Annotated in this window: 12 protein-coding genes and 2 pseudogenes; 2 read left to right on the top strand and 12 right to left on the bottom strand. The window is 58.1% G+C overall.

Features of this window, described 5'->3' with window-relative positions:
• Positions 1-22: 22 nt before the first annotated feature.
• The 10 genes and pseudogenes from EJ079_RS09240 to glyA form a co-directional block, all read right to left on the bottom strand.
• Complete coding sequence (locus EJ079_RS09240; protein WP_127808847.1) at positions 23-808, bottom strand: aspartate/glutamate racemase family protein; 786 nt, start codon at positions 806-808, stop codon at positions 23-25.
• Between the two features lie 122 nt (positions 809-930).
• Complete coding sequence (locus EJ079_RS09235; protein WP_127808846.1) at positions 931-1,971, bottom strand: L-histidine N(alpha)-methyltransferase; 1,041 nt, start codon at positions 1,969-1,971, stop codon at positions 931-933.
• A gap of 447 nt (positions 1,972-2,418) precedes the next feature.
• Positions 2,419-2,529: pseudogene (locus EJ079_RS09230) on the bottom strand (IS481 family transposase); the annotation flags it as partial.
• 49 nt (positions 2,530-2,578) lie between these two features.
• Positions 2,579-3,203, bottom strand: a pseudogene (locus EJ079_RS09225) (NAD(P)-dependent oxidoreductase); the annotation flags it as partial.
• Between the two features lie 67 nt (positions 3,204-3,270).
• The gene (gene sucD, locus EJ079_RS09220; protein WP_127808845.1) at positions 3,271-4,170 is read right to left on the bottom strand and encodes a succinate--CoA ligase subunit alpha; all 900 of its coding nucleotides are present in this window, start codon (positions 4,168-4,170) and stop codon (positions 3,271-3,273) included.
• 12 nt (positions 4,171-4,182) lie between these two features.
• A complete protein-coding gene (locus tag EJ079_RS09215) occupies positions 4,183-5,367 on the bottom strand; it encodes a malate--CoA ligase subunit beta (RefSeq protein WP_127808844.1) in 1,185 nt (394 codons plus the stop codon).
• Positions 5,368-5,380: 13 nt separating this feature from the next.
• Positions 5,381-6,346 (bottom strand): CoA ester lyase, encoded by a 966-nt coding sequence (locus EJ079_RS09210; RefSeq protein WP_127808843.1) that lies wholly within the window; start codon positions 6,344-6,346, stop codon positions 5,381-5,383.
• A gap of 23 nt (positions 6,347-6,369) precedes the next feature.
• Positions 6,370-7,560, bottom strand: a complete 1,191-nt coding sequence (locus tag EJ079_RS09205; RefSeq protein ID WP_127808842.1) for an aminotransferase class V-fold PLP-dependent enzyme — start codon at positions 7,558-7,560, stop codon at positions 6,370-6,372.
• A gap of 467 nt (positions 7,561-8,027) precedes the next feature.
• Entirely contained in the window at positions 8,028-8,648 is a 621-nt protein-coding gene (locus EJ079_RS09200) for a response regulator transcription factor (RefSeq protein WP_245481839.1), read from the bottom strand.
• 109 nt (positions 8,649-8,757) lie between these two features.
• Positions 8,758-9,936: a serine hydroxymethyltransferase gene (gene glyA / locus EJ079_RS09195; RefSeq protein ID WP_281040149.1), complete on the bottom strand. Its 1,179-nt coding sequence runs from the start codon at positions 9,934-9,936 to the stop codon at positions 8,758-8,760.
• Positions 9,937-11,381: 1,445 nt separating this feature from the next.
• Between glyA and EJ079_RS09190 the strand changes: the two genes are divergently transcribed.
• Positions 11,382-14,678, top strand: coding sequence for a metallophosphoesterase (locus tag EJ079_RS09190; RefSeq protein ID WP_127808839.1), 3,297 nt, complete (start codon positions 11,382-11,384; stop codon positions 14,676-14,678).
• A gap of 330 nt (positions 14,679-15,008) precedes the next feature.
• On the opposite strand, the gene EJ079_RS09185 is transcribed toward EJ079_RS09190, so the two are convergent.
• Positions 15,009-15,578 carry a hypothetical protein gene (locus EJ079_RS09185; protein ID WP_127808838.1) on the bottom strand — a complete coding sequence of 190 codons (570 nt, stop codon included), beginning with the start codon at positions 15,576-15,578 and terminating at the stop codon, positions 15,009-15,011.
• A 643-nt stretch (positions 15,579-16,221) separates the two neighbouring features.
• Positions 16,222-17,961 (bottom strand): DNA methyltransferase, encoded by a 1,740-nt coding sequence (locus EJ079_RS09180; protein ID WP_245481838.1) that lies wholly within the window; start codon positions 17,959-17,961, stop codon positions 16,222-16,224.
• Between the two features lie 689 nt (positions 17,962-18,650).
• Between EJ079_RS09180 and EJ079_RS09175 the strand changes: the two genes are divergently transcribed.
• The gene (locus EJ079_RS09175; RefSeq protein WP_127808836.1) at positions 18,651-22,034 is read left to right on the top strand and encodes a DEAD/DEAH box helicase family protein; all 3,384 of its coding nucleotides are present in this window, start codon (positions 18,651-18,653) and stop codon (positions 22,032-22,034) included.
• Positions 22,035-22,054 lie beyond the last annotated feature (20 nt).

The following is a 22,054-nucleotide window of genomic DNA, read 5'->3' as shown; positions in this document are numbered from 1 at the left end:
CAGCCACAGCACCGGGTGTGGTTCAAACGTGGCCGTAGTGCTCGCGATGAACGACGACCGAAAAGGCGTAGTCGAGCAGGGTACTCCAAGAGAAAATAGGCAACCTCACTTCGTGCTGTACAGAGCGTGCGAACGGCTGAAGACCTGTGCAACTGAAAACCAGTGCGCCCAGGTCGGGGTTCTTAGAGACATAGTCCTTACAGGCACCAACGAACTCGGCTTCGGCGCGTTCGAAACCAGCGGTCGGGATCGCCGGCCGCTGGCCTGCGCTCCACAAATTCTCGAATTCCGAGCACGAATAGTCCTCGCATGCCCCCATGAACGCAAGGTTTGACGCGGGATCGATACCGACACTGACGAGATGGTGCTCCGTCAGTTGACGAACGAAGGCACAAACAATCCCAACTCGCTTGGTGCTTCCGATTAGCCGCTGCGCCAAAGGCACCTGCAAAAGGCTCGACATAAATACAGGCACCGATACTTCGGCCGCCACTTCTTTCTGGAAAAATGCGAAGTTGCCGCACTCAGCAGCGATGGCTCGGCACCCCATACGTTCAAGCCGACGTGCGGCCTGCAGTATGGGCTGTAGGCAAGCGGACTTATCTGCCTGAAAAACAAGTCGATCGATATCAATACCTTCGACTACGTCATATTGGATGGGGAATGGATACGCACTTGCGTTCCGTACATCACCAGGAAAGCCAGGGTATACCTCGTCGAGAAGCATGATCCCAAGACCCATGCCACAAGCGTATGTACCCGGTCGTGCACGAATGATGTCGATCCCAAAGTCGCGATTTCCAAACATTATGATAACTTCCACGCTGAGACTGTACTGGCCATCCTGAGTCGAACTAGCGAACCGTTCGTCGCCATTGCTGGTGAGGAGCGTCACTAGCTTTGAGCGGCGATCCACGTACTCCTGAACGGCTAGCTCGCTAGGCGAGCTTCCGAGTCGAACTTCCTCGGCTCATCCGACAGTTGAAGGAGGCATACCGCATACCGCTTGTGAGAATCGGTCCAATGCTGCACCGGGTGGAAGCCATACTCAATGAACATGTCATAAAACGTATGCAGCTCAACTTTTCGCATGATTTCCGTCCTGATCATCTCGCCTTTTTCTAGCTGAAAGCAAAAATTCAGTTTTTGCAGATTGATTGATTGGTCCTGCATCGCCTCCAGGTGGGCTTCGACGCGCTGGAGCGATTTATTGTGAAACGCCACGTGTCGAAACTGAAATATGTCAAAGTTACCGCTGAATCGCCAATTCAGATGTTGTAAGACGCAGAGATTGCCAAGGATGGCCATTTGATTATTGTAGGCTGCTTCCAGGATCTCAGTCTCTTTGTTCAAATCTGTCCCGACCAGAAAATAATCCCCAGGAGACAAGGCGGCCCGCGCCGAAAAAAGGAGAGAATATAGTTCGTCATCGTACAAGTTCCCGATCGCGCTGCCCAATGAAATTAATAGCTTGCGGCCAGACAGCTCTTTGGTCCGTGCGAGTCCCGTTTGGTAGGTCCCTACGATCCCCAAGAAGTTCAAATCCGATGTTAACGAAACGATGTTTTCCCCCGCTCTTTCTAAGATGGAGCGATTTATGTCGATAGCAGTGTAAGACGTCGGCCCGTACCTCTCCACATAAGCCCCGACCAAACGAGTTGTTTTTTCCGCGTTTCCAGATCCCAATTCGATAAGAGAAACCGAACCAGTTAAATCGGAAACCGCCTTTGCGTTCTGTGTAATTATATCCATTTCTGTTCTGAACAGGTAGTAACTGTCCTCAGAACAGAGACGCTCGAACATCTTGGAACCGGCGTCGTCATAGTAATATATGCTTTTTATAAGGCGAGGCTTTTCTGAAAGGGACGACACCAATGCGCCTCCATCGAATAAGACATGTTCAGGAACATCCTCGCCTATAATATTATACATCGCTGATGGCGGATTCTCTGTTTGATTGTGCCGGGTCATGATATGTTCCCATTAGACGAGACCACATTCTAGATGACCTTGTCACCCACAACTGAATCTCGATCCGTAGCTACTGCCGCTTTGCGACTGGGGAGCATCAAAACGCGTGCCAAACCCGTTGAAAGGAATTTTCCGCCTGTTTCAAGGCTTATATGAGAGCACACTGGAACACTGAACTAGATCATGTCTCGGATCCGACAAACCTGACAGGTAGGTGCGCGCCAAGTCCGCCGACTGCAAGGCTGTTGCAACGAGGTTCGACGGCCGCGGAATCGCAAAATCTGTTCGCTCAAAAAGGGAACGTGGTCCCCCGCCACATCTCATCAATCCGACAGATGTTCCCAACTGGCTCGGCTCTCGGGCTGTGACTCCAGCTATGCGTCATGCGATATACTGGGCGACTTTTAGCCGAGGGCGAGCAACCGCCAATGACTCTCGTCCGCCACGACCGGTCGGCAAATCTGCCACCGAGGTCCGTTCCCGCCATTTGGCAACAGTCTTTTGGTTGATCCCGTAGCGCTTCGCCAGCGCCCTCAGGCTCTCTTGACTATGCTGTATCGCTCGACGGACCGCCTCTGTCGTCGTGGCGCTCCCATGAAGAACCTGGCACGAAGTCCGATTCCGCCAGAACGCCCTCGATCGTCGGCAACTCGGTTGCTCCCATTGCCCGGATCTCGTCGTCATCGACCCGTGAGCGGTTGAAGAAGACGATCTTCATGTCGAAGCCGAAATAGGCGCGTTTGGCCATTGCCTTGCCGATGCGGCCCATGCCGATGATGCCGAGCGTCTTTCCCGAAACCCTGGTTCCAATCATGTGGGTCGGGCACCATCCCGCCCATTCGCCCGCCCGCAACACCCGCTCGCCCTCACCCGTGCGCCGGGCAACGGCAAGCAGCAGCGTCATGGCGATATCGGCCGTGCAGTCGGTCAGTATGCCCGGTGTGTTGGTCACAACGATGCCAAGCTGCCGAGAGGCTTCCAGGTCGATGTGGCTGAACCCAACGCCGAAATTGGCAATCAGCCTGGCGCGCGCGTCCTCATCGGGAAAGACCGAGGCAGGAAGCTTGTCGCTGACAGTCGGCAGGATGGCGTCGAAATTCAGGAACGCGGCCTTGAGCTGCGTTGGTGTCAACGCCGATGTCGCCGCCGTTCAAAGTGGTGTCGAACCGCTCCGCAAGGATCCGCTCGACGACGGCCGGCCAACGCCGGGTCACAATTATGCCCGGCTTCATGAGATTCCCTGCTGATTGAAGGCGGGTCAGCGGCCAGCGCTGACCCTGATTGGGCGGAAGCCGGGGCTTACGCCGCTTTCTTCTGTTCGCCGAGCACACCGGCGACCATCGGCCCGAATGCGGCCGGCGTCGGCACGATGGTGACGCCGGCGTCGCGCAGGATCTCGACCTTCTCCTGGGCCGACTCGCCGAAGGCAGAGATGATCGCGCCGGCATGGCCCATGCGGCGGCCCTTCGGCGCGGAGAGACCGGCAATGTAGGCGATCAGCGGCTTCTTCATGTTCCACTTGGCCCACTCGGCGGCTTCCGCTTCCTGCGGTCCGCCGATTTCGCCGATCATCACCACCGCATCAGTGTCTTCGTCCCGCTCGAACAGTTCCAGCATGTCCTTGAAGGACGAACCGTTGATCGGATCGCCGCCGATGCCAACACTGGTCGACACGCCGATGCCGAGCGCTTTCATCTGCGAGGCCGCCTCGTAGCCCAGCGTGCCAGAACGTCCGACGATGCCGACCCGGCCGGGCAGGTAAATCGAGCCCGGCATGATGCCCATCAGCGCCTGGCCGGGCGTGATGATGCCCGCACAGTTCGGCCCGATCAGCCGCATGCGATCCTCGTAGCGATAGCGCCGCATGTAACGCTTCACCCGCATCATGTCCTGCGATGGGATGCCGTCGGTGATGCAGACGCAGAACTTGATGCCGGCATCCGCCGCCTCCATGATCGAGTCGGCGGCAAAGGGCGGCGGCACGAAGACGATGCTCGCATCGGCTCCGGTTTCGCGCACCGCGCCCTTCATGGTGTTGAACACCGGGACGCCCAGATGGGTCTGTCCGCCCTTGCCCGGGGTGACGCCTCCGACCACCTTGGTGCCGTAGCGTTTCATGTCCTCGGCATGGAAACTGCCGATCTTGCCGGTAAAGCCCTGCACGAGGACGCGGGTGTTCCGATTGAGCAGAATTGCCATATTTTCCTCCCGTCAGCCTGCTTTTTTCATTGTGACCGCTTGCCACGCGGCAACCGCCTTTTCGGCCGCCTCGGCCAGCGTGTCGGCGACGATCACCTCCTCACCGGAATCGGCCAGGATGCGCTTGCCCTCTTCGACATTGGTGCCGGCCAGCCGCACGACGAGCGGAACGTTGACGCCGACCTCGCGGATCGCCTTGATGACGCCTTCGGCCACCCAGTCACAGCGGTTGATGCCGGCGAAGATGTTGACGAGGATGGTCTCGACATTCTTGTCGCCCAAAACCGCGCGGAACGATTTCGCAACCCGCTCGGGCGAGGCGCCGCCACCGATGTCGAGGAAGTTGGCTGGTTCGCCGCCGGCAATCTTGATCATGTCCATCGTTGCCATAGCCAGCCCGGCGCCGTTGATGATGCAGCCGATGTTGCCGTCGAGTCCGACATAGGACAGGCCGCGGTCGCTGGCGAAGGTTTCGCGCGGATCCTCCTGCGACTTGTCGCGCAATTCGGAGATTTCGGGACGACGAAACAGCGCGTTCTCGTCGAACGACATCTTGGCGTCCAGCGCCATCAGATTACCGTCACGCGTGACGACCAGTGGATTGATCTCGAGCATCGAGGCGTCGTAGTCGCGAAACACGCGGTAGCAGCCAAGCAGCGTTTCGGTCGCCTTGCCAATCAGGTTGTTCTCGAGACCAAGGCCGAAGGCGATCTCGCGCGCCTGATACTGCTGCATGCCCGCGCCAGGGTCGACGGTCGCGCGAATGATTGAATCAGGCAGCTTTTCGGCGATCTCTTCGATCTCCATACCGCCGGACGCAGAGGCGACGATCATCACCCGCTCGGCCTTACGATCGAGGACAAAGGCGAGATAAATTTCCTGGCGGATGTCGACGGTCTCTTCGACATAGAGCCGCGACACCAGCTTGCCGCGCGGCCCGGTCTGATGCGTCACCAGCTTTCTGCCCAGCATCGCCTCGGCGGCATCGCACACTTCCTGGTCGGACGTACAGATGCGGATACCACCCGCCTTGCCGCGGGCACCGGAATGGATCTGCGCCTTGACGACCCATCTGCCGCCACCGATCTCGCTGGCACGGTATGTCGCCTGCTCCGGGCTATAGGCCAGACCGCCGCGGGGAATGTGGACGGAATAGCGCGAGAGCAGTTCCTTCGCCTGATATTCGTGAATGTCCATGTCGAGCTCCTCTTCAGACGTGTGCGACAGGGCGCGGCTGCGCCGACCGCTCGATGGCCTCGTGCGTCACCAGGACGTTGCGCGCCATCCGTTCCGATGCGGCGTCGATCATCTTGCCGTCCAGCGCAGCGGCGCCCTTGCCCTGCTCTTCGGCTTCCTTGAGCACCTCGATGATCCGGCGGGCGCGTGCGACTTCTTTCTCGGGCGGCGAGAACACCGTGTTGGCAAGTTCGATCTGTGAGGGATGGATCGCCCACTTGCCTTCGATGCCCAGGGCTGCACCGCGCTGGGCGGCCGCCATATAGCCGTGGGGATCGGAGAAATCACCGAACGGACCGTCGATGGCGCGCAGGCCATAGGCCCGGCAGGCAACCGTCATGCGCGACAAGGCCGCGTGCCACTGGTCGCCGGGATAATCCGGGTTGAGGCCGCCGATGTTGACAGTGCGTGCCTTGCAGCTGGCTGCATAGTCGGCAACCCCGAAATGCATGGCCTCCAGCCTTCCCGGGAAGGCTGCGATCGCCTCCACATTGGCCATGCCGAGCGCCGTCTCGATCAATGCCTCAAGACCGACACGCGTCCGATAGCCTTTGGCCATCTCGATCTGATTGACCATGGCCTCGACCATGTACAGATCGGCCGGGACGCCGACTTTCGGCACCAGGATCGTATCCAGCCGGTCGCCAGCCTGTTCCATCACGTCGACCACGTCGCGATACATATAATGCGTGTCGAGGCCGTTGATGCGCACCGAAACGGTCTTGCCCTTGGCGCGCCAGTCGATGTCGTTCAGCGCCTGGATGATGTTTTTGCGCGCGCGCTCCTTGTCGGGTGGAGCGACGGCGTCCTCGATATCGAGGAAGACGAAGTCAGCGGCGCCGTTGGCCGCCTTGTCGATCATCTCGGGGCTCGATCCCGGAACCGCGAGTTCGCTGCGCTGCAGGCGCAGCTTGCGAAGATGGTTGATGGTGTGACTCATGGTCTTTTTCTCCCGATGACCGGTCATGCCGCCTTGGCGAGCGTGGTTTTCTCCGAAAGACGGAAATGCTCGATCGCCGCGCCGACACCTGAGCCGGCATCGAGCTTCACGCCGCAGTCGAGCAACGCCATCTCGGCAGCTGAGAGTGCCCCGCACACCATCACGTCGTTCAGCCAGCCGAGATGGCCGATGCGGAAGACCTTTCCGGCGACCTTGCTGAGGCCGACGCCAAGTGAGGTATTGTAGGCCTGGTGAGCCCGCCGAACGACCGCGGCGCTGTCGATGCCGTCAGGGACCAGGACAGCGCTGACCGTGTCTGATTGCCACTTCTGCTCCTTCGCGCAGAGGCGGAGCCCCCAGGCATCGATCGCCTTGCGCACGCCGCCGGCAAGCCGGTGATGGCGCGCAAAGATGTTTTCGAGCCCTTCCTCGGCGATCAGGTCGAGCGAGGCGCGCAGGCCGCGCAGCAACTGGGTTGCCGGTGTGTAAGGGAAGTAACCGGTGTCGTTGGCCTTGATCATGTCGTCGAAGGAGAAATAGCAGCGATGGTGCTTTGCGGCCTTGGCTGCCGCAAGCGCCTTCTGGCTGACTGACAGGAAGCCTAGTCCGGCGGGCAGCATGAAACCCTTTTGCGAGCCGCTGACGGCGCAGTCGACGCCCCACTCTTCCTGACGGAAATCGATCGAGCCAATCGACGACACGCCGTCGACGAACAGCATAGCGGGGTGGCCGGCAGCGTCGAGCGCCGCACGGACAGCGGCGACGTCGCTGGTAACGCCGGTCGCGGTCTCGTTATGCGTGCAGAACACCGCCTTGATCTGGTGCGCCTTGTCGGCCTGCAGCCGCTCCGAGTATATCTCGACGGGAACGCCAGTTCCCCATTCGCAGTCGATGGCGTCAACGTCCATGCCGAAGCGTTCGGCCATGTCGATCCACAGATGCGAGAACTGGCCGAAGCGCGACATCAGCACCTTGTCGCCCGGGCTGAGCACATTGGTTATCGCCGATTCCCAGCCGCCGGTTCCCGACGCGGGGAAGATGAAGACACGGCCGGTCTCGTTCTTGAAGACTTTCTTCATGTCCTCGAACAACGGCAGGGTGAATGAAGGGAAGGTCGGTGAACGCATGTCCTCCATGGACACGTTCATTGCCTGCCGGACCGATTCCGGAACATTGGTCGGTCCTGGGACGAAAAGTTGATTGTATCCGGCCATGACTGCTTCTCCTCAACTCGGCTTGGCAAAAAGCCTGTTCAGGCACCGCCTGCTTTCCTATGAGGATGATGTTTTCTTTCCTCGGCCAGAAAAACACCTGCCCGGATAGAAAATGTCACCGCCCAGCATTGAAAAAAAACCCGCTTAGGGAGGCCGAAAAAGATCGAACGGATAGGCTGGACCTACCTGGCGGACCAGGCTTGCGTGCAAGCGTCGCCGGCGCCGGCCATGGCGATGGTCAAACCGATATTTGTGCAGATTTGCTGCAATCCGGATTGCGTTCTGGGCAACGCATCAATGGCGTGGCCCCAGATGGATTCCGGCTACAGCCGACCCATCGCAATGGCAGCGGCATCCGCTGCAATTTCCAGATCAACGCCAGTTGTCGCAAGGTGAGAGGTTTTCTGCCCCATGCGCGAGCGCATCTGGCAAAACAAAGCAGCGGAGCGGAGGGCGTCTCGAGCAGCCTATGGGGAATTCACCTGCGCACCGCGGTTCTTCTCGCTGGCATGAAGCGCCACGGCCATGGCGCGGTTGCGCACGTCAAGTTTGTCGTAGAGGTTCTTCAGATGATACTTGACGGTGTTTTCGGAAATGCCGGTGCGAGTGGCAATCTGCAGGTTGGTCCAGCCATCGGCCAAGACTGCAAGCAATTCTCGCTCCCGCGCGGTAAGCTTCGAAAGCGGCGTATCATTTATTTTCGAGACGTCGATGTAGGGGATGCAGATGCGGCCATGCGCGACGACGAGCAGGGTGTCGAACAGGATGCAGGGATCCTCGCACTGGTAGCAGAAGCCTTGCGCACCGAGGCGCACGCATTGTTTCAGGATCGCAATGTCGTGCTCGTTTGAAAAGATCACGATGCGCGGATTGAGCTGACGCTTCCGCAACTCGGCCAGGACCTCGCCGCCATTCATATCGGACAGTTTCCAGCCGATGACAGCGACATCGAAAGCGGGTGTGGCGGCAGATACCGCCTCCAGGAACGCCTCGCCGGTCTGAACGCCCATGACGAGTTCGAAACGGTCGTCCCTTTTGATCATGTCGCCAAGCGCAGCCAGGACCAGCGGATTCCGTTCCGCGGTCATAACTCTGAATCTGTTCACTTCAGCCATGGTCGTATCATCAATCCCGGCACGTCGAGGCTCACCATACTACATGCCCACGCAATCACTTGCGGCTCCTACGCGACCCAAATCAGTCGTATATCGGGAATCTGCGCACCAGCGCCCCGACCTCCTCGCGAACTTCGCGCTCGACGGCAGCGTTGCCATCTTCTCCATTGGCCAACAGCTCGTCGATGACCTTCATCGTCAGCTGCCCCACCAGGCGGAAATCCTCGGCAAGAAAGCCGCGTGTCGTGCAGGCGGGCGTTCCGAGCCTGACGCCTGACGTGATAGCGGGGCTTTGTGGATCGAAGGGAATGCCGTTCTTGTTGCAGGTGATGTGGGCACGACCAAGCGCTGCCTCCACGGCCTTTCCGGTAAGCTGCTTGCGGCGCAGGTCAACAAGCACCAGATGCGTGTCGGTTCCACCCGAGACGATGTCGACGCCGCTCGCCGCGATGGTTGCCGCCAGCGTCTTGGCGTTGGCGACGACGTTTGCCGCATAGCTCTTGAACGCAGGCGTCAGCGCCTCGGCGAATGAAACCGCCTTGGCGGCGATGACATGCATCAGCGGTCCGCCCTGCAGGCCGGGGAACACCGATGAGTTGATCTTCTTACCGATCTCCTCGTCGTTGGACAGCACCATGCCGCCGCGCGGCCCCCGCAGCGTCTTGTGCGTGGTGGTGGTCACGACATGCGCATGCTGGAGCGGATTGGGATGGACGCCACCTGCGACGAGACCGGCAAAATGCGCCATGTCGACGAACAGCTTGGCGCCGACCTCGTCGCAGATGCCGCGAAACACCTGGAAGTCGATGATGCGGGGATAGGCCGAGCCGCCGGCAAGTATGACTTTCGGGCGGTTCTTGAGAGCAAGGTCGCGGACCTCGTCATAGTCGATCCGCTGGTCCTGCGGCCTCACGCCGTAGGAGACGACATTGAACCATTTGCCGGATTGGTTGACCGGAGAGCCATGGGTCAGGTGCCCGCCGGCGGCGAGATTGAGCCCCATAAACGTGTCGCCCGGCTGCATCAGTGCCATGAACACCGACTGGTTCGCCTGGCTGCCGGAATTGGGCTGGACGTTGGCATAAGAACAGTTGAACAGCGCCTTGGCGCGATCGCGTGCCAGGTCTTCGACCTCGTCGACATACTGGCAGCCGCCGTAGTAGCGCCGGCCCGGATAGCCCTCGGCATACTTGTTCGTCAGCACCGAGCCTTGCGCCTCAAGCACGGCCTTTGAGACGATGTTTTCCGAAGCGATCGCCAAGCTGCTTATCGATACTCGTCCTTCACTGGAGCGATACGACGCCCGCCCGTCACAACACAAATATCCACAGACTTATTTGTAGTCATGCAGTCGAAGCTCGCGCCTGACGAGCGCAGAAGGCTTGTGTGAACGATCGCGTGAATTCCAGTGTGACGTCCGGAATTATCTGTCGTTGTCCGGAATTAAGCCGGGCTTCGGAGGTCGTGCGCGGCATTGTGCGCACCATGGCAAACCGTGGGTCTACGCCGGCGGCCTTGCGGCTGCCGGTCGCCCGCATGCAACCACCGAGTAACAGCTGGAGTTATATCTGTCGTGACAATCGCACCTGGCATCGCCACGCAGCCTGCAAAAGGCGCGCCTAGAGGCGCACGGCTGGACTTGGTCGAAAGGGCTGCTTCGGTTTACCAATCCTGTCGTCCTAGGTTGACCAATCCGTTGTTGACCGTGAGCGGGTTTACCAATAAGGGCGGCTATATTCTACGCAAATCCAATAACTTAATGCCAATCCAGAATTAACTGTCATTGAGGCCATTGGTAAACTCCATCTTTGCATTGGAAACTCCTACTTTCAGCCAGAAACACTCCTGTTTTCAATCACATAGGCCACCCACAAGCGACCCATAATTATGGACTGGTAAACCCCGTGAAAGGCCAATTAATTCCGGACGTCACACCACTGTGCCGTCCAGAATTATCTGTCGTCGTCCGGAATGAAGCGGGGTTTAGAACTGAGACGAATACGCCGAGAAGTGCGAGCGCGACTCATTCGACAAGGGTTACCAAACCTGTTCCTGTGGGTTACCAATCGGCGTGTTGGGTGGCCTCAGGTTACCAATCAGGGCCGCAATAAGCTTAATGAAGCCAGCCCCTTAGCGCCAGTTCGGAATTAATTGTCGTCGGGGCACATTGGTAACCCGTTGACCGACGGGCATTGGTAACCTCTTCTGGCGAAAGGGTGGGAATATGAGCCACTTAGCAGTCAGGCCGACGACAGATAATTCTGGTCTTGGAGTCTCACCAACGACAAATAATTCTGGACGGCATACCACTCTGCCATTTATGCGACTTTCGAAGCACAAAAGACGAACATTGAGAGGGCGTTGGGTGTTTTAGCCGTCAATAGCCCTGCACATTTCCGCGGCTCCGGCGAGCCTTTTCGGGACGATTGATTCCTAGTAGCGCGAGGGTAGCGCGCTCGCGAGCGCGCCGTAAACAGCGCCGTAGCGAGCGAGCGGCGGTTTTGCGCCTCGTCCCGCTCTGATGATCGACAAAAGCTGCCAATCCGGCGAGGGGTGGTTAATCAGCTCCTCCTATTGCCCCATTGGATGAACGTTGGCCAAATCCCTCACTTATTTGCCGGGACACTTTCGGAGCGTGAAGCTTAATGACAGACTGTTGTCTTAGGCCGATGAGTCGGATCACGAGAAAACCTGAATAGCTGATTGATGTCTGACGTAAGTTTCCGCTGGCTCCATTTGTCAGATCTTCATTTCGGCATGAAAGGCCAAGCACCGCTCTGGGCCAACCTCAAGCATCATTTCTACGATGACCTTCCTCTGTTGCATCGTCAGTCGGGGCCGTGGGATCTCCTGATCTTCTCCGGTGACATAGTGCAGAAGGGCGACGCCGAAGAATTTAAGGGCGCAACGGCTGCGCTTGTGGAACTCTACGGAAAGTTGACGGACTTGGATTGCTCGCCCAAGTTCATGGCGGTTCCAGGGAATCATGACCTCGTTCGCCCAAGCGCCAGCGATATGTCCGCGATGTTGCTGCAGGACTGGTCGAAGAAGCACAATGTCCGCGATGATTTCTTAAACAACCCTACTGGTCCCTATCGAGAAACCATTCGGAGCGCCTTTGCTAACTACCAGGCCTGGTACGAAGCGCTTGGCGCGGTCGGGATATCCGTCGTTGATGCGGCCCATGGCTTCCTGCCTGGCGATCAGGTCGTCAGGTTCGCCAAGGACGACAGGCAGCTTGGCCTGATCGGTCTAAACTCCACATGGCTTCAACTGAGCAAGGAGAACAAGGCCGGCGATCTGCACGTGGACCATCAGCAGCTTTCAGTGTTACTGCCGGATGCGGAAGGCTGGTGCCGCGCAAACGACTTCAATCTTCTGGTCACCCATCAACCGGCAGAGTGGTTGACGCCAGGCAGCTTGGACACATGGAAGAAGGAGATCGCTCCGCCTGGCCGTTTCGATCTCCATTTATTCGGTCACATGCACGAGCCTCTCTCAAGCAGCCTGTCGCAGATGGGCTCGTCCCCGGTAGCCATATTTCAGTCCCCGTCCCTTTTTGGCCTGGAACATTTCGGCGACGGCAGGACCCAACGCATCCACGGCTATAGTGCTGGCGCGCTTGTCATAAACGAGAAGGGTCGGCAGCTCAGGATCTGGCCCCGGACGTACCAAGCCACGAGATCAGGCCAGAGTCGGGTCACTCCCAATTTCGAGTTCATCTTGCCCGATAATGAGAGCACGGTGACGCAACTGCCTGACAAGCAAGTGATCAAGTCCGCAGCCGCTGGGGTGGTGGGTCCCGTCTCGCCTGTCGCGCAGGCAGAAAGAGAGGAAGCATTCGTCGCGACGGCGTGGACACAAAAGACAAACCTCCTTTCAAGATTCAGGCATCACCTTCTGCCACCCGGGCCCCACGCCTTCGTCAGGAAGGAGGAGCAAGACATTGCTGCCAACGCGCTGACAAAGCGCGCATTGTGGATCATTGCCGATTGGGGGCTGGGTTCGGACGAGTTTGTGTCTTCCGTCCTGCAAATGCATGAGATGTCGGACTGGCCTGTGTTCCGGTTCGACTTGAGCGAAATGTCCGCCGGCAGCGATCTTGCCCAGGAAATCGAGGCCAGGCTAGGCTTCAAGATCCAGCAGATATCGGACGAGCTTGCGACTGGCGACGCGGCCGTCCTGCTCCTGGACGATTTGGTCCTGGGAGAACGAGTGCAGGGCACGATACCTAGAGAGGCAGAGCTAGAGGCCCTTTCCCAAGCTATCCTGGACTATTGCCCCGGCATAGCAATCCTGTTGCGCACCAGTTCTGATCCGGCGAATAGCCAGTTCGGGAAGGTCAAGATCGGAGCCCTAGACGAGCCCGATCTCAAAGCCTACATCGCCAATAGTCCAGAAGGCGGCATCGAGCTGGCGGCTCAGGATGCGGTTGCCAAATTGCTGCTCATCACCGGGGGCGTTCCTGATCAGGTCGACCAAGCGCTAAAGGCACTACAGGTCGTAACTTTGTCCGAGCTGGTCGCGAGCCATCAGGAGACTGGCGAGAACGAACCTTCAAGCGGTTCCCAGGGTCTCCGGCGAGCGATCGAGGACCTGGGCGCCGCCACTCAGCCAATGCTGCAGCGCGCTCTGCAGATGTTGCAAGCGCTGGCAACATTTCCTCATGGAGCTCAATTCGAGCACATTAAACGTTTCAACGGGGTCAACGGATTCTATCCCACCAATGCAACCGAGCTTCGCCATCGCGCGCTTATAGTCACTTCTACTCTTCCGGGACTGGAGCAGCAGAGCCAGGCTGAAATCCGCAGGATATTGACCGTTCCCCGCACGGTGCGCGACGTCGTGCGTGGGCAGATGTCCGAAGAGCTTCTCAATCAGCACAACAGGCGCGCGGCGGAATTGTATTTTGGCTCAAATTGGCGAGCCGGATCCACCAGTTGGCCCCCTGACCGAAAGTATTCCAGTCCGAAGTGTTCGCACCATGAGATCGCGAATGCTTCGGCTATTCTACTGCGCCTACTAAAAACGGCGTTGCGGGCCAGCGACATGGAGGAGGTTATCGCGCTGATGCACCTGAGCGCAGCCTTTGCCGACGCTCTCAACTCAGGATCACACTACTACGGTGCTTCCGAATTCTCCTCGTCGTTCTTGCACACGGCACCGGCCGATGTCGCCGACGATATGGTCGCTCGCGTTCGGCTCAACTATGGCCAGGCGCTGCGGCTGACTGGAGAGCGGTCCAGAGCGATCCATGTATTGGAAGAGCTGGACCCCTCAAAGTTTGATAGATCAGATCGCGAATCCCTCTGGCTTTCGCTGGCATTGGCTCACGGCGGAGATCCGAAGGCTAAGGAATACGCCGAGAAGCTTCTCAAGGCCACTAAGGACAACTCTTACAAGCTGCAGGCGAGATCGATCATCATCCAGAGCGAGCCCGCAAGCCCGGAGCGCACGACCAAACTCGTGAGGCTGCAGCTGGAGGCGCGCAAGAAAAAATCGCATATCGTCGCGAACAATCTGGCACTTCAGTTGGCAAGCGAGAGCGACGACAAGGGGGTTGCGGACAGGTATTTGAATGAGGTGCTGAGCCCAAAAGAGGATTCGGACGACATATACAACCTGGCGAGGGCCGCGGTCAGTTTGGCCGAGCAAGTCCTTGAGCGCGGCGAAGCGCTTTCGAATGCAGACCATTCCCGGCTCATCGCGGCCTACCAGTACCTGTTCATCCAACGGATACCCTCGCTTTTCGACAGGTGCCACCGGGCACTCTGGAAGAGCTTTGCCAGACGCCGCGAGATGAACAACCTCTTCGCGTTGTTCCGCAACAGCTCATTCATCTGGAGGGTTAGGGGCGTGGGAGAAAAGGAGGAGCAGTACATCTCTTCGCTGGCGTCGATAGCCAAGGGAGATGATAGTGCAATTCCGGAAAATCGTGACGGAAGCTATTTCAAAGCGCGCTTACATTCCACTGCCAGGACTCCACTTGCGATTGAAGGCTGACTGGCGGTCGCGGTCGGCGACAGGCTATGCCAAAGGCTGCAGCGGCGATCTGGACGAACCGTCCACTGTCTCCGGCGGGCCGCAAACCGCCTTAACCTGGCCGTTCACCGCAAAAACGATGTTCTGAAGACGGACATTCTCCACCCTCAGATTGCCGAGCGTGGGATTGTCCAATTGTTACCTTGGAAACTTCCGGAGGCTTCCAGCATTCACCGTCCCGACGTAGGACATCTGCTCATCGAGGGACTTCCCGAATGCGCTACGTGAACGCATCATTATCGCAGCGTGGAAAGGCTGCTCCCTACCATAACGTCTTCATCCTGTGCACGACTAAAGCTGGTTAATGAAACCATCCCAGCCGAGCTTCCCCAGTGCCTTGTCGACGGCGGCCGTCAGCTCCTCGTTCTTTGCCTTGAACATTGAATTTGTGGCAGAAAAGCCATCATAGCCGAATTTGGCAGCCCCGAGCGCTGCGAGTAGCCCGCACCACTCGCGGATGCTATCGACCTTTGCGAGTAGCTGCTCTCTCGAATAGCCTTGCCCGGTTTGCTGGCCGTGGAAAATCTTATCGCGGGCTTTCCAAGCGTGATCGAGCGCGGTGTTGAGTGGCCCATAGCGATCGCCGAACTCGTCCTTGAAGCGAAGCCCGGTCAGCCGCTGTATCCCACCGCGAAAGCCTGTGTGGGCTATGCCCTTGTTGTTGGCTAGCGCTTGGCGCACAGACGAGGCCTGATCCGGTCCGATCGCCGAGGCTTGGAATACCAGAAAAGAGCAGATCTTCCGTTGTTGCCGCTCGTATTTGATCCACGCGAGGCAAAACGCATCGACACCGCGAGTCTCCAAGCCGGATCCCAGCACGTATTCGATGATATTGAATTCGTCCTCTAAAGTTCGACGCATAATATCCTCCTGCCCGATGTCTACCCTAGATTACTCGCGGTTCGGGCGCATCCAGCCTTCGGCGGAGCTGGCAAATACAATTGTTTAGCATTGGAGCGCACACTGCGGTAAAGTGCCGAGGGTGCAAAAAATCCTAGCAAAAACAACCAACCGACCCCAGCACAATGTGCGCCCTTTTCTCTTGCCATCTTAATCGGTCGTGTTTCGAGATACTTTGTGCCAATCGTCGTTACTCCTCTCGGATACGATAATATATGAATCCATTCTCCTTGCTACGATTCCGCTTTTGGGCGTCGAGTTCCGATGCGCCGTGCAAACTTCCGCGCTCTGTGACGGGGTGTTTTGGCTGCACGAGTGCAGCGCTCGAACCGTGGTGGCGCACTTTTCCATCGGTCTGACAGCGCGTCGTCACAGGCAATCGAGCGCGGTCCGGCTGTCGGTCGATCGGCGCGGCGCAGGCAGGATAATTTGCGTTCCGTCGTTCCCGGTCTGCATCGGTTCTCATCCGCCGGAGCGGATTTCCTTGTTCACATGGCGTCCGTCAGCATACCGGCGCCATGCGTTTCATTTGCCGCCGCACCGCTCATCATGCGCTCCCAGCAGCTTCCGGTAGCGTGCGAGACACTTTGTGCTAAGCCGGGTGTCAGTTGCGCTTCCGCCGGCGCCCTTGTCCCGGCTGAGGATGCGAAAGAAGGGGATCTTCTAGAGGCAAAGAGGGCTGGCCTCTGGAGATTTTACCTCCGGAGATCGGCATCGGAGGCAACTCTGGCTGCCGACGGAGCTCGTCGGCAGAGGGCCGTCGCTGGGGCTGCTTACGAGCGACTGAACGCGCTGCCTGTGCCGCCGCGACGATGTTGAGTGCAGTTAAGATTCCGAGGTTCGGCCCGCTGATTAAGTCGGCAGCCGTTACGATCTGAACCCTCGGGCGATCACCCCCAGGAAGCGTAATGCGTCCAAAGCCATGGGCTTCTGACTTCATGTCCCGTGTCGGTTCGTCCATGCAAACGAAAATTCCGATATCTGCTTGCTCGCGTTGAACGACGGCACAGAGCGATCGGATCATTTCGGGCCCAACGTGACGGCCAGCCTTTACGGAGACCAAACCTCGGCCGTAGGTTTGGGTACCCGTCTGGAACACAATCTCGCCGTCGATGCCTCCGTCCGCCCCTTTTCCTCGCGATTGACCACCCACTTTTCCAACGGCCCATTGCTGAAATGTATACGGGTCGTGAGCAGCGAGTTTCCTCGCCGACATCTCATCCGCAGGAATACCATTCAGCTTGTAGGATGCTGCAGGCAACCAGGTTTTGAATCGATCTTCGATCACTTGAATCGCGAGGTAGGTTATATCGATCCCTATCCAGATGCGGTTAAGTTTCTCGGCTGCATGAATCGCCGTACCGCAGCCGCAAAACGGATCCAAGATCACGTCTCCCTGGTTGGTGGAGGCGGCTATTATTCGTTCAAGCAGAGCGAGCGGCTTCTGGGTCGGATATCCAAGAGCTTCCTTTGATCGATTGCTGATAATCGGTATGTCCGTCCAAATTTCCTGCAACGGGACGCCCGGCATCTCATCCAGGTACCGCTTGATCTGAGGAACTGCACCAGGTCTCGTCTGAACGATCCGGCCTTCATCAACGAGGGCGGCCATCTTTGCCTTGGAGTAACGCCAATAGCGGGTCACTCCCATCAACTCATACGAGGGGTTGCCTTTTTCTGCTCCGCCGGGACCTTGGATATTGTCCAACCGATACCGTCGCCCATCTTCCTCGACGCGACGGTAGTCTCGATCTTTGTACTCCTCCGAATATGGCGTGTATTGGACGTTAAAGACACGATCAGAAGAACGAGAATAGAATAACAGCGTGTCGGAGTTGCGTCCGAAATGCTTGGCACCTTGGCGACCGTCACTGTGCGCATGTGATCGCTTCCACGAGATGTGATTGATGAAGCCCTCGCCTTTGAAGACGGCGTCCATCAAGATTTTGAGATAGTGGCAGGCGGTGGGGTCGCAGTGGAGGTAAATCGAGCCTCCGGACTTCAAAACGCGTCGCAGTTCGACTAACCGAACCGCCATCATTGCAAGATAGGCCATCATATCACTTCGGCCCAGAAACGATTGGAGGGCGCGAAGCATGTTGAAAGTGGTTATGTCCTCGCGGCTCAAATCATCGAGCGCCTTCGAGGCTCCGTCCTCCCAACTCCACGTATCCTCGAAAGCTTTGACCTGCGCGTCCCCCCCAACGGGTGTTTTATAGAGGATGTTGTATGTCGCATTGGAATTGAATGGCGGATCCAGGTAAACAAGATCGACACTCTCAGATTGAATCTGCTCCCGCAAAACGGTCAGATTATCACCGAACCATAGATGGTTTTTTATCACAACATTTGCCCCCACTCTGACAAATCTTGCCTGAATTTCCCCAATGAGCCGTTAACCTATCTTTGGGATGCGAAGCCCGTGACGGAGGGCGCGAGCCCTCGGCCTGTGATTTGACCCTGCATGACCGCGTCAAGGACGCCCCGTTCCTTGCTGACCAACATGAGGAATTGAAGCGGTTTTTGGAGCCCGTTCCGGTTCGGCAAGCAGAGATACTCTAGCAATCTCGGCGCCATATTCCCAGTTACATGGCGTGCATGGGTTCACCACAACTTGCGGCAGCCAATACGCCACATGACAACATCAACGCAGGTGTGTCTTGCAGACCGGTCCGAGAAAGCCGCCCGTCGCCGTCCCACCCCAAGCGGCCATGCCGTCAATTTCGGGGAATGGCAGTTTTCAGTCCAGCGGAGAGAGGCCAGTGCCGCTCCTCGTCGATGAATGGGACGCTGACCCGGAAACTAATGCGCCGTGAGGTCGTACATCAAGCCGTTCGCCACAACCCAGAAGGCGTGCTCATATGGATCGAAGTGGATTAGGTGCATGATCACTGCATTGCCGAATGCCGTACTTCTCGGTGAGCAACCGGGTAAGATAATCGAGGCGCTTTAGCAGCAATTCCGCGAAAACGAGTAGACAAATCCCTGTAGTCTGCATCTCTATCTCCGAGGTCGCCAAGACGGGGAAACTGGATGCTTCTTAAGCTTGCCTATCATGACATGCACACGACGTTCGAAATCCCGCCTAGCGCCGGTTTCGACCAGGCAGGCTACGGAAGCGATATCACAGCGCTCGAGGCACTGCCGGTTTGGACGGGAAGCCCGACCGGCCTCTCCCTGTGGGGTAATCAGAAGCAGGCTATAGCATTTGGCGCAGCGTACGCCCGGCTAAGTCAGCCGGATGGACGCGCCGAAGCGGGGCTCATCAAGATGCCGACGGGTAGCGGCAAGTCTGGCGTCATCGCTGTACTGACCCGCTGTCTTCCCAATCTCCGCCGCGCGCTCGTGCTGACGCCGCGTGAAGGCCTAGTTCAGCAAATGTATGGTGATATCCGCCGGCGCTTTTGGGCCAATATGGGCGTTGCCGACGCAGCAGGTGATGATTGGACCGGACCGGGCGTCGATCCGGCATTGATCCGGATCCTCCTTCCCAATGCTGGCCACACCCAGCGGATCTGCCGCGAGGCCGAGACACGTGAGCGTGTCATCCTGATCGGCACCCTACAGGCTCTCGACAAGATACGGATCGATCGGGATCGGCTTGCGCGAAAGGCGACTATCGGCCCGCTGGAGACGAAACAGTCGTCCGAGCTCCTCCGGCTCGACCAAATTCTCGCCCTGCTTACAACTTTCGATCTCGTCGTCGTCGACGAAGGGCACTATGAGCCCGCAGCATCTTGGAGCCGAAGTGTACGCTCGCTTTCGCGTCCCACACTTCTGTTGAGTGCTACGCCGTTCCGCAACGATTATAAGCTCTTTTCGGTGCGGGGCGCCTACGCCTACAATTTCCCCTTTCCGAAGGCCGCCGAGGCTAGGATCGTGCGCGAGGTACAATTTGTCGATCTCGCAACCCGCGATGGCAGTTTGCCAGCAATCGATTCCGCCCTCTACGATACAGACCAGGACTTGACCGCAGCGGACAAGACCGCGATCAGGACTTTCGCCGAGCAGCTGCTTGCGATCATGCCATCGCTGCTCGCTGAAAAGCCCGCCGGATCCAAGATCATTGTACGGGCCGCATCCTGGAGCGCGCTCGCAGCGCTCCAGCCTCTGCTGGCTGGAGACGAACAGTCCAACGCCGTGCTGATCCACGATCAGGTGCGCAAGGACGAGAATCGCCAGGCTCATCCGGGACGCTTCGTGACCGTCAAGCAGGCTCAGGCCGCATCCGGCGGTGCGACCTTCTGGCTGCACCAGACAAAATTGCTCGAAGGCATCGACGATGCAACCTTCGTGGCGGTAGCCCTTCTCGATGATTTCACCAATGACCGACAGCTCGTCCAGCAAATCGGCCGCGTGCTTCGCTCGACCGACGCTAAGCGCCGAGAGATACAGACCGCGACGGTAATCGCGCGCAACTCGGATCAGCTTTCGCGGCTCAAGACAAGCTGGGACCAATATCTCGCCTTCGAAGCCGCTGGCGAAACCAGCCTCGCCAGCATCATCCCGGGTGAGGCCTACCTGCCCGAGAAGATCGTCCCGCAGATGCCCGAACAGCAATATGTCGACGGGCGTTTCCGCGAACGACTGCCGGTTTTGGGATCGCTTGATCGCGACGATCTCCTCGTACCGCGCCGCGCCGCTATCTTTTCAATTGGCGCCGGTTTTCACGACAAGCTCGTCGAAACGGAAGCCTATGAAGGCATCCTCGCGCGCAATCGGTTCGTTGTGCGCCCGATCGCGCGTCTGCCCGAGAATGTCTGGGGATGGACCTTCTTCACGGTTGATGAAAGCCCTTATCTGAGCCGCCATTTCGTTACCGAATGGCAGTTCGGATTGACCCTCTTGGTGCGGGTGAATAATCGCCTGTTCGTCTTCGACACAGATGGCGTGCCGTTTGATGCCCGTAAGATCGGCGTTGCGCGGCTGGACCGGGGAGAGCTGGTCCGGCTGTTCGGTCCGAGCAGCACGGCACAAAAGGTCCGGATCACCAAGCTCGCGACCGCGTCCTTGGAAATGGCCGATCGCGCGATCCGAACGATGACGACCAGTACAGCGTCGTTTGAAGACACCTTCACCGACTTACTAGATGCCGTTCTGCTACCGACCAATGTCGCCGGCTACGTCAACAACACCGCGCGCTATCTGGGTCTCAGCCGCTCCAAGCTCACCGATGCTAGCGCCCGGCGGGTTAGCATCGACGATTATGTGCGCTGGGCGACCGCCATCGACAGCGAACTCACCACTGCCACCGCTAGCAATCGGGTTTTCGAGCGATTTGCCCAGCTTGCCATTCCGGATCCGGATAAGGCCAAGGAGCCGACGAACATCCTGCTCGATCTTCAGCCACTCGACGATTTCGGCGTTTTCATCGCCGACAAGGAAGGACAACCGTCAGCGCCGAGGACACCCGCCGTGCTCGACCTGTGTGCCGACATCGTCGACGGCAAGTTCCAAGTGACCATGATCGATGGCCGCAAACTCGATTGCGCGATCAGTTATAACAGCAAGTCCGATCGCTACATGCTCGCCAGCGACGCCCTAAATGCCGAATTCGGCCAAGGGCTTTCGGCATCGGGCACCGTGATGACTCTCACCGAGCGGATCAACACCGACCAGGCCTTCCGCATTCTTACCGCCGAGGCCGATAAGGTCTACATGCATGGTAACTGGGTAAAAGCCCGCGATCTGGTGATCGACAATCGGGTACCAGCGCTTGATGTCGCAGAGGCGATCCCCGCCCTTGAAAAGACCTTTGTCGAAAAAGGGGAGGTAGCATGGGCGGTGGGCGACACCGCGAAATGGGAAAAGGAATCCATATTCGGGCTTACCAGCCGCTATATCGGCCTGGCTGGGCCTGGACCTGACGCTTACGCTGACGCGCTTCGCGAATTTCCGCTCATCCTGCTCGATGATGATGGACAAGAGCTTGCCGATTTCATCCTTGTTTCCAAGACTAAGGTAGTGCTTCTTCACGCCAAAGCCTTGGGCAAAGATGGAAGCGATAATAAAGCCTCTGTCACTGCGATCCAGGAGGTTGGTCGACAGGTAGCCGCCTCGCTTGGCTTCTTTATCACCTCGTCACCGCAGATCGAGGAGGATCGCTGGCAACGCGGCTATACCGCGAACAGTACGGCTATTCCGGTGCCGAAAGGCGGCAATATTCGCATCTTCAAAAATGCAGACGGCATCGCGGAGGATAAGATTGCACCCACAGTCCGCTCGGCGCTTCGCGATCGGCGGATTAACAAAGAGGTCTGGCTGGTCGCCGGGCGATTGCTGGATGTAGAGCGTGCCCGCAAGCTCGCACTCGCGAGTACGCTCTCCAACCGAACCCGGCAGCTGATCATGTATATCGACAGCCTGACGACAGTGTGCAGCCGCGCGAACGCCAGGCTTCGCATCTTCGCGCACTAAATTTAGAGTGCTGCTCAATC

It is taken from the genome of Mesorhizobium sp. M7A.F.Ce.TU.012.03.2.1, assembly GCF_004006095.1.
In the GTDB taxonomy this organism is placed as follows: Bacteria; Pseudomonadota; Alphaproteobacteria; order Rhizobiales; family Rhizobiaceae; genus Mesorhizobium.
This window is presented reverse-complemented; position numbering and strand designations above follow the sequence as displayed.

Excerpts from the sequence above, each read along its gene's own strand:
- EJ079_RS09240 (WP_127808847.1), bottom strand. The coding sequence starts at position 808 with ATGTTTGGAAATCGCGACTTTGGGATCGACATCATTCGTGCACGACCG.
- EJ079_RS09235 (WP_127808846.1), bottom strand. The coding sequence starts at position 1,971 with ATGACCCGGCACAATCAAACAGAGAATCCGCCATCAGCGATGTATAAT.
- sucD (WP_127808845.1), bottom strand. The coding sequence starts at position 4,170 with ATGGCAATTCTGCTCAATCGGAACACCCGCGTCCTCGTGCAGGGCTTT.
- EJ079_RS09215 (WP_127808844.1), bottom strand. The coding sequence starts at position 5,367 with ATGGACATTCACGAATATCAGGCGAAGGAACTGCTCTCGCGCTATTCC.
- EJ079_RS09210 (WP_127808843.1), bottom strand. The coding sequence starts at position 6,346 with ATGAGTCACACCATCAACCATCTTCGCAAGCTGCGCCTGCAGCGCAGC.
- EJ079_RS09205 (WP_127808842.1), bottom strand. The coding sequence starts at position 7,560 with ATGGCCGGATACAATCAACTTTTCGTCCCAGGACCGACCAATGTTCCG.
- EJ079_RS09200 (WP_245481839.1), bottom strand. The coding sequence starts at position 8,648 with ATGACCGCGGAACGGAATCCGCTGGTCCTGGCTGCGCTTGGCGACATG.
- EJ079_RS09190 (WP_127808839.1), top strand. The coding sequence starts at position 11,382 with ATGTCTGACGTAAGTTTCCGCTGGCTCCATTTGTCAGATCTTCATTTC.
- EJ079_RS09185 (WP_127808838.1), bottom strand. The coding sequence starts at position 15,578 with ATGCGTCGAACTTTAGAGGACGAATTCAATATCATCGAATACGTGCTG.
- EJ079_RS09175 (WP_127808836.1), top strand. The coding sequence starts at position 18,651 with ATGCTTCTTAAGCTTGCCTATCATGACATGCACACGACGTTCGAAATC.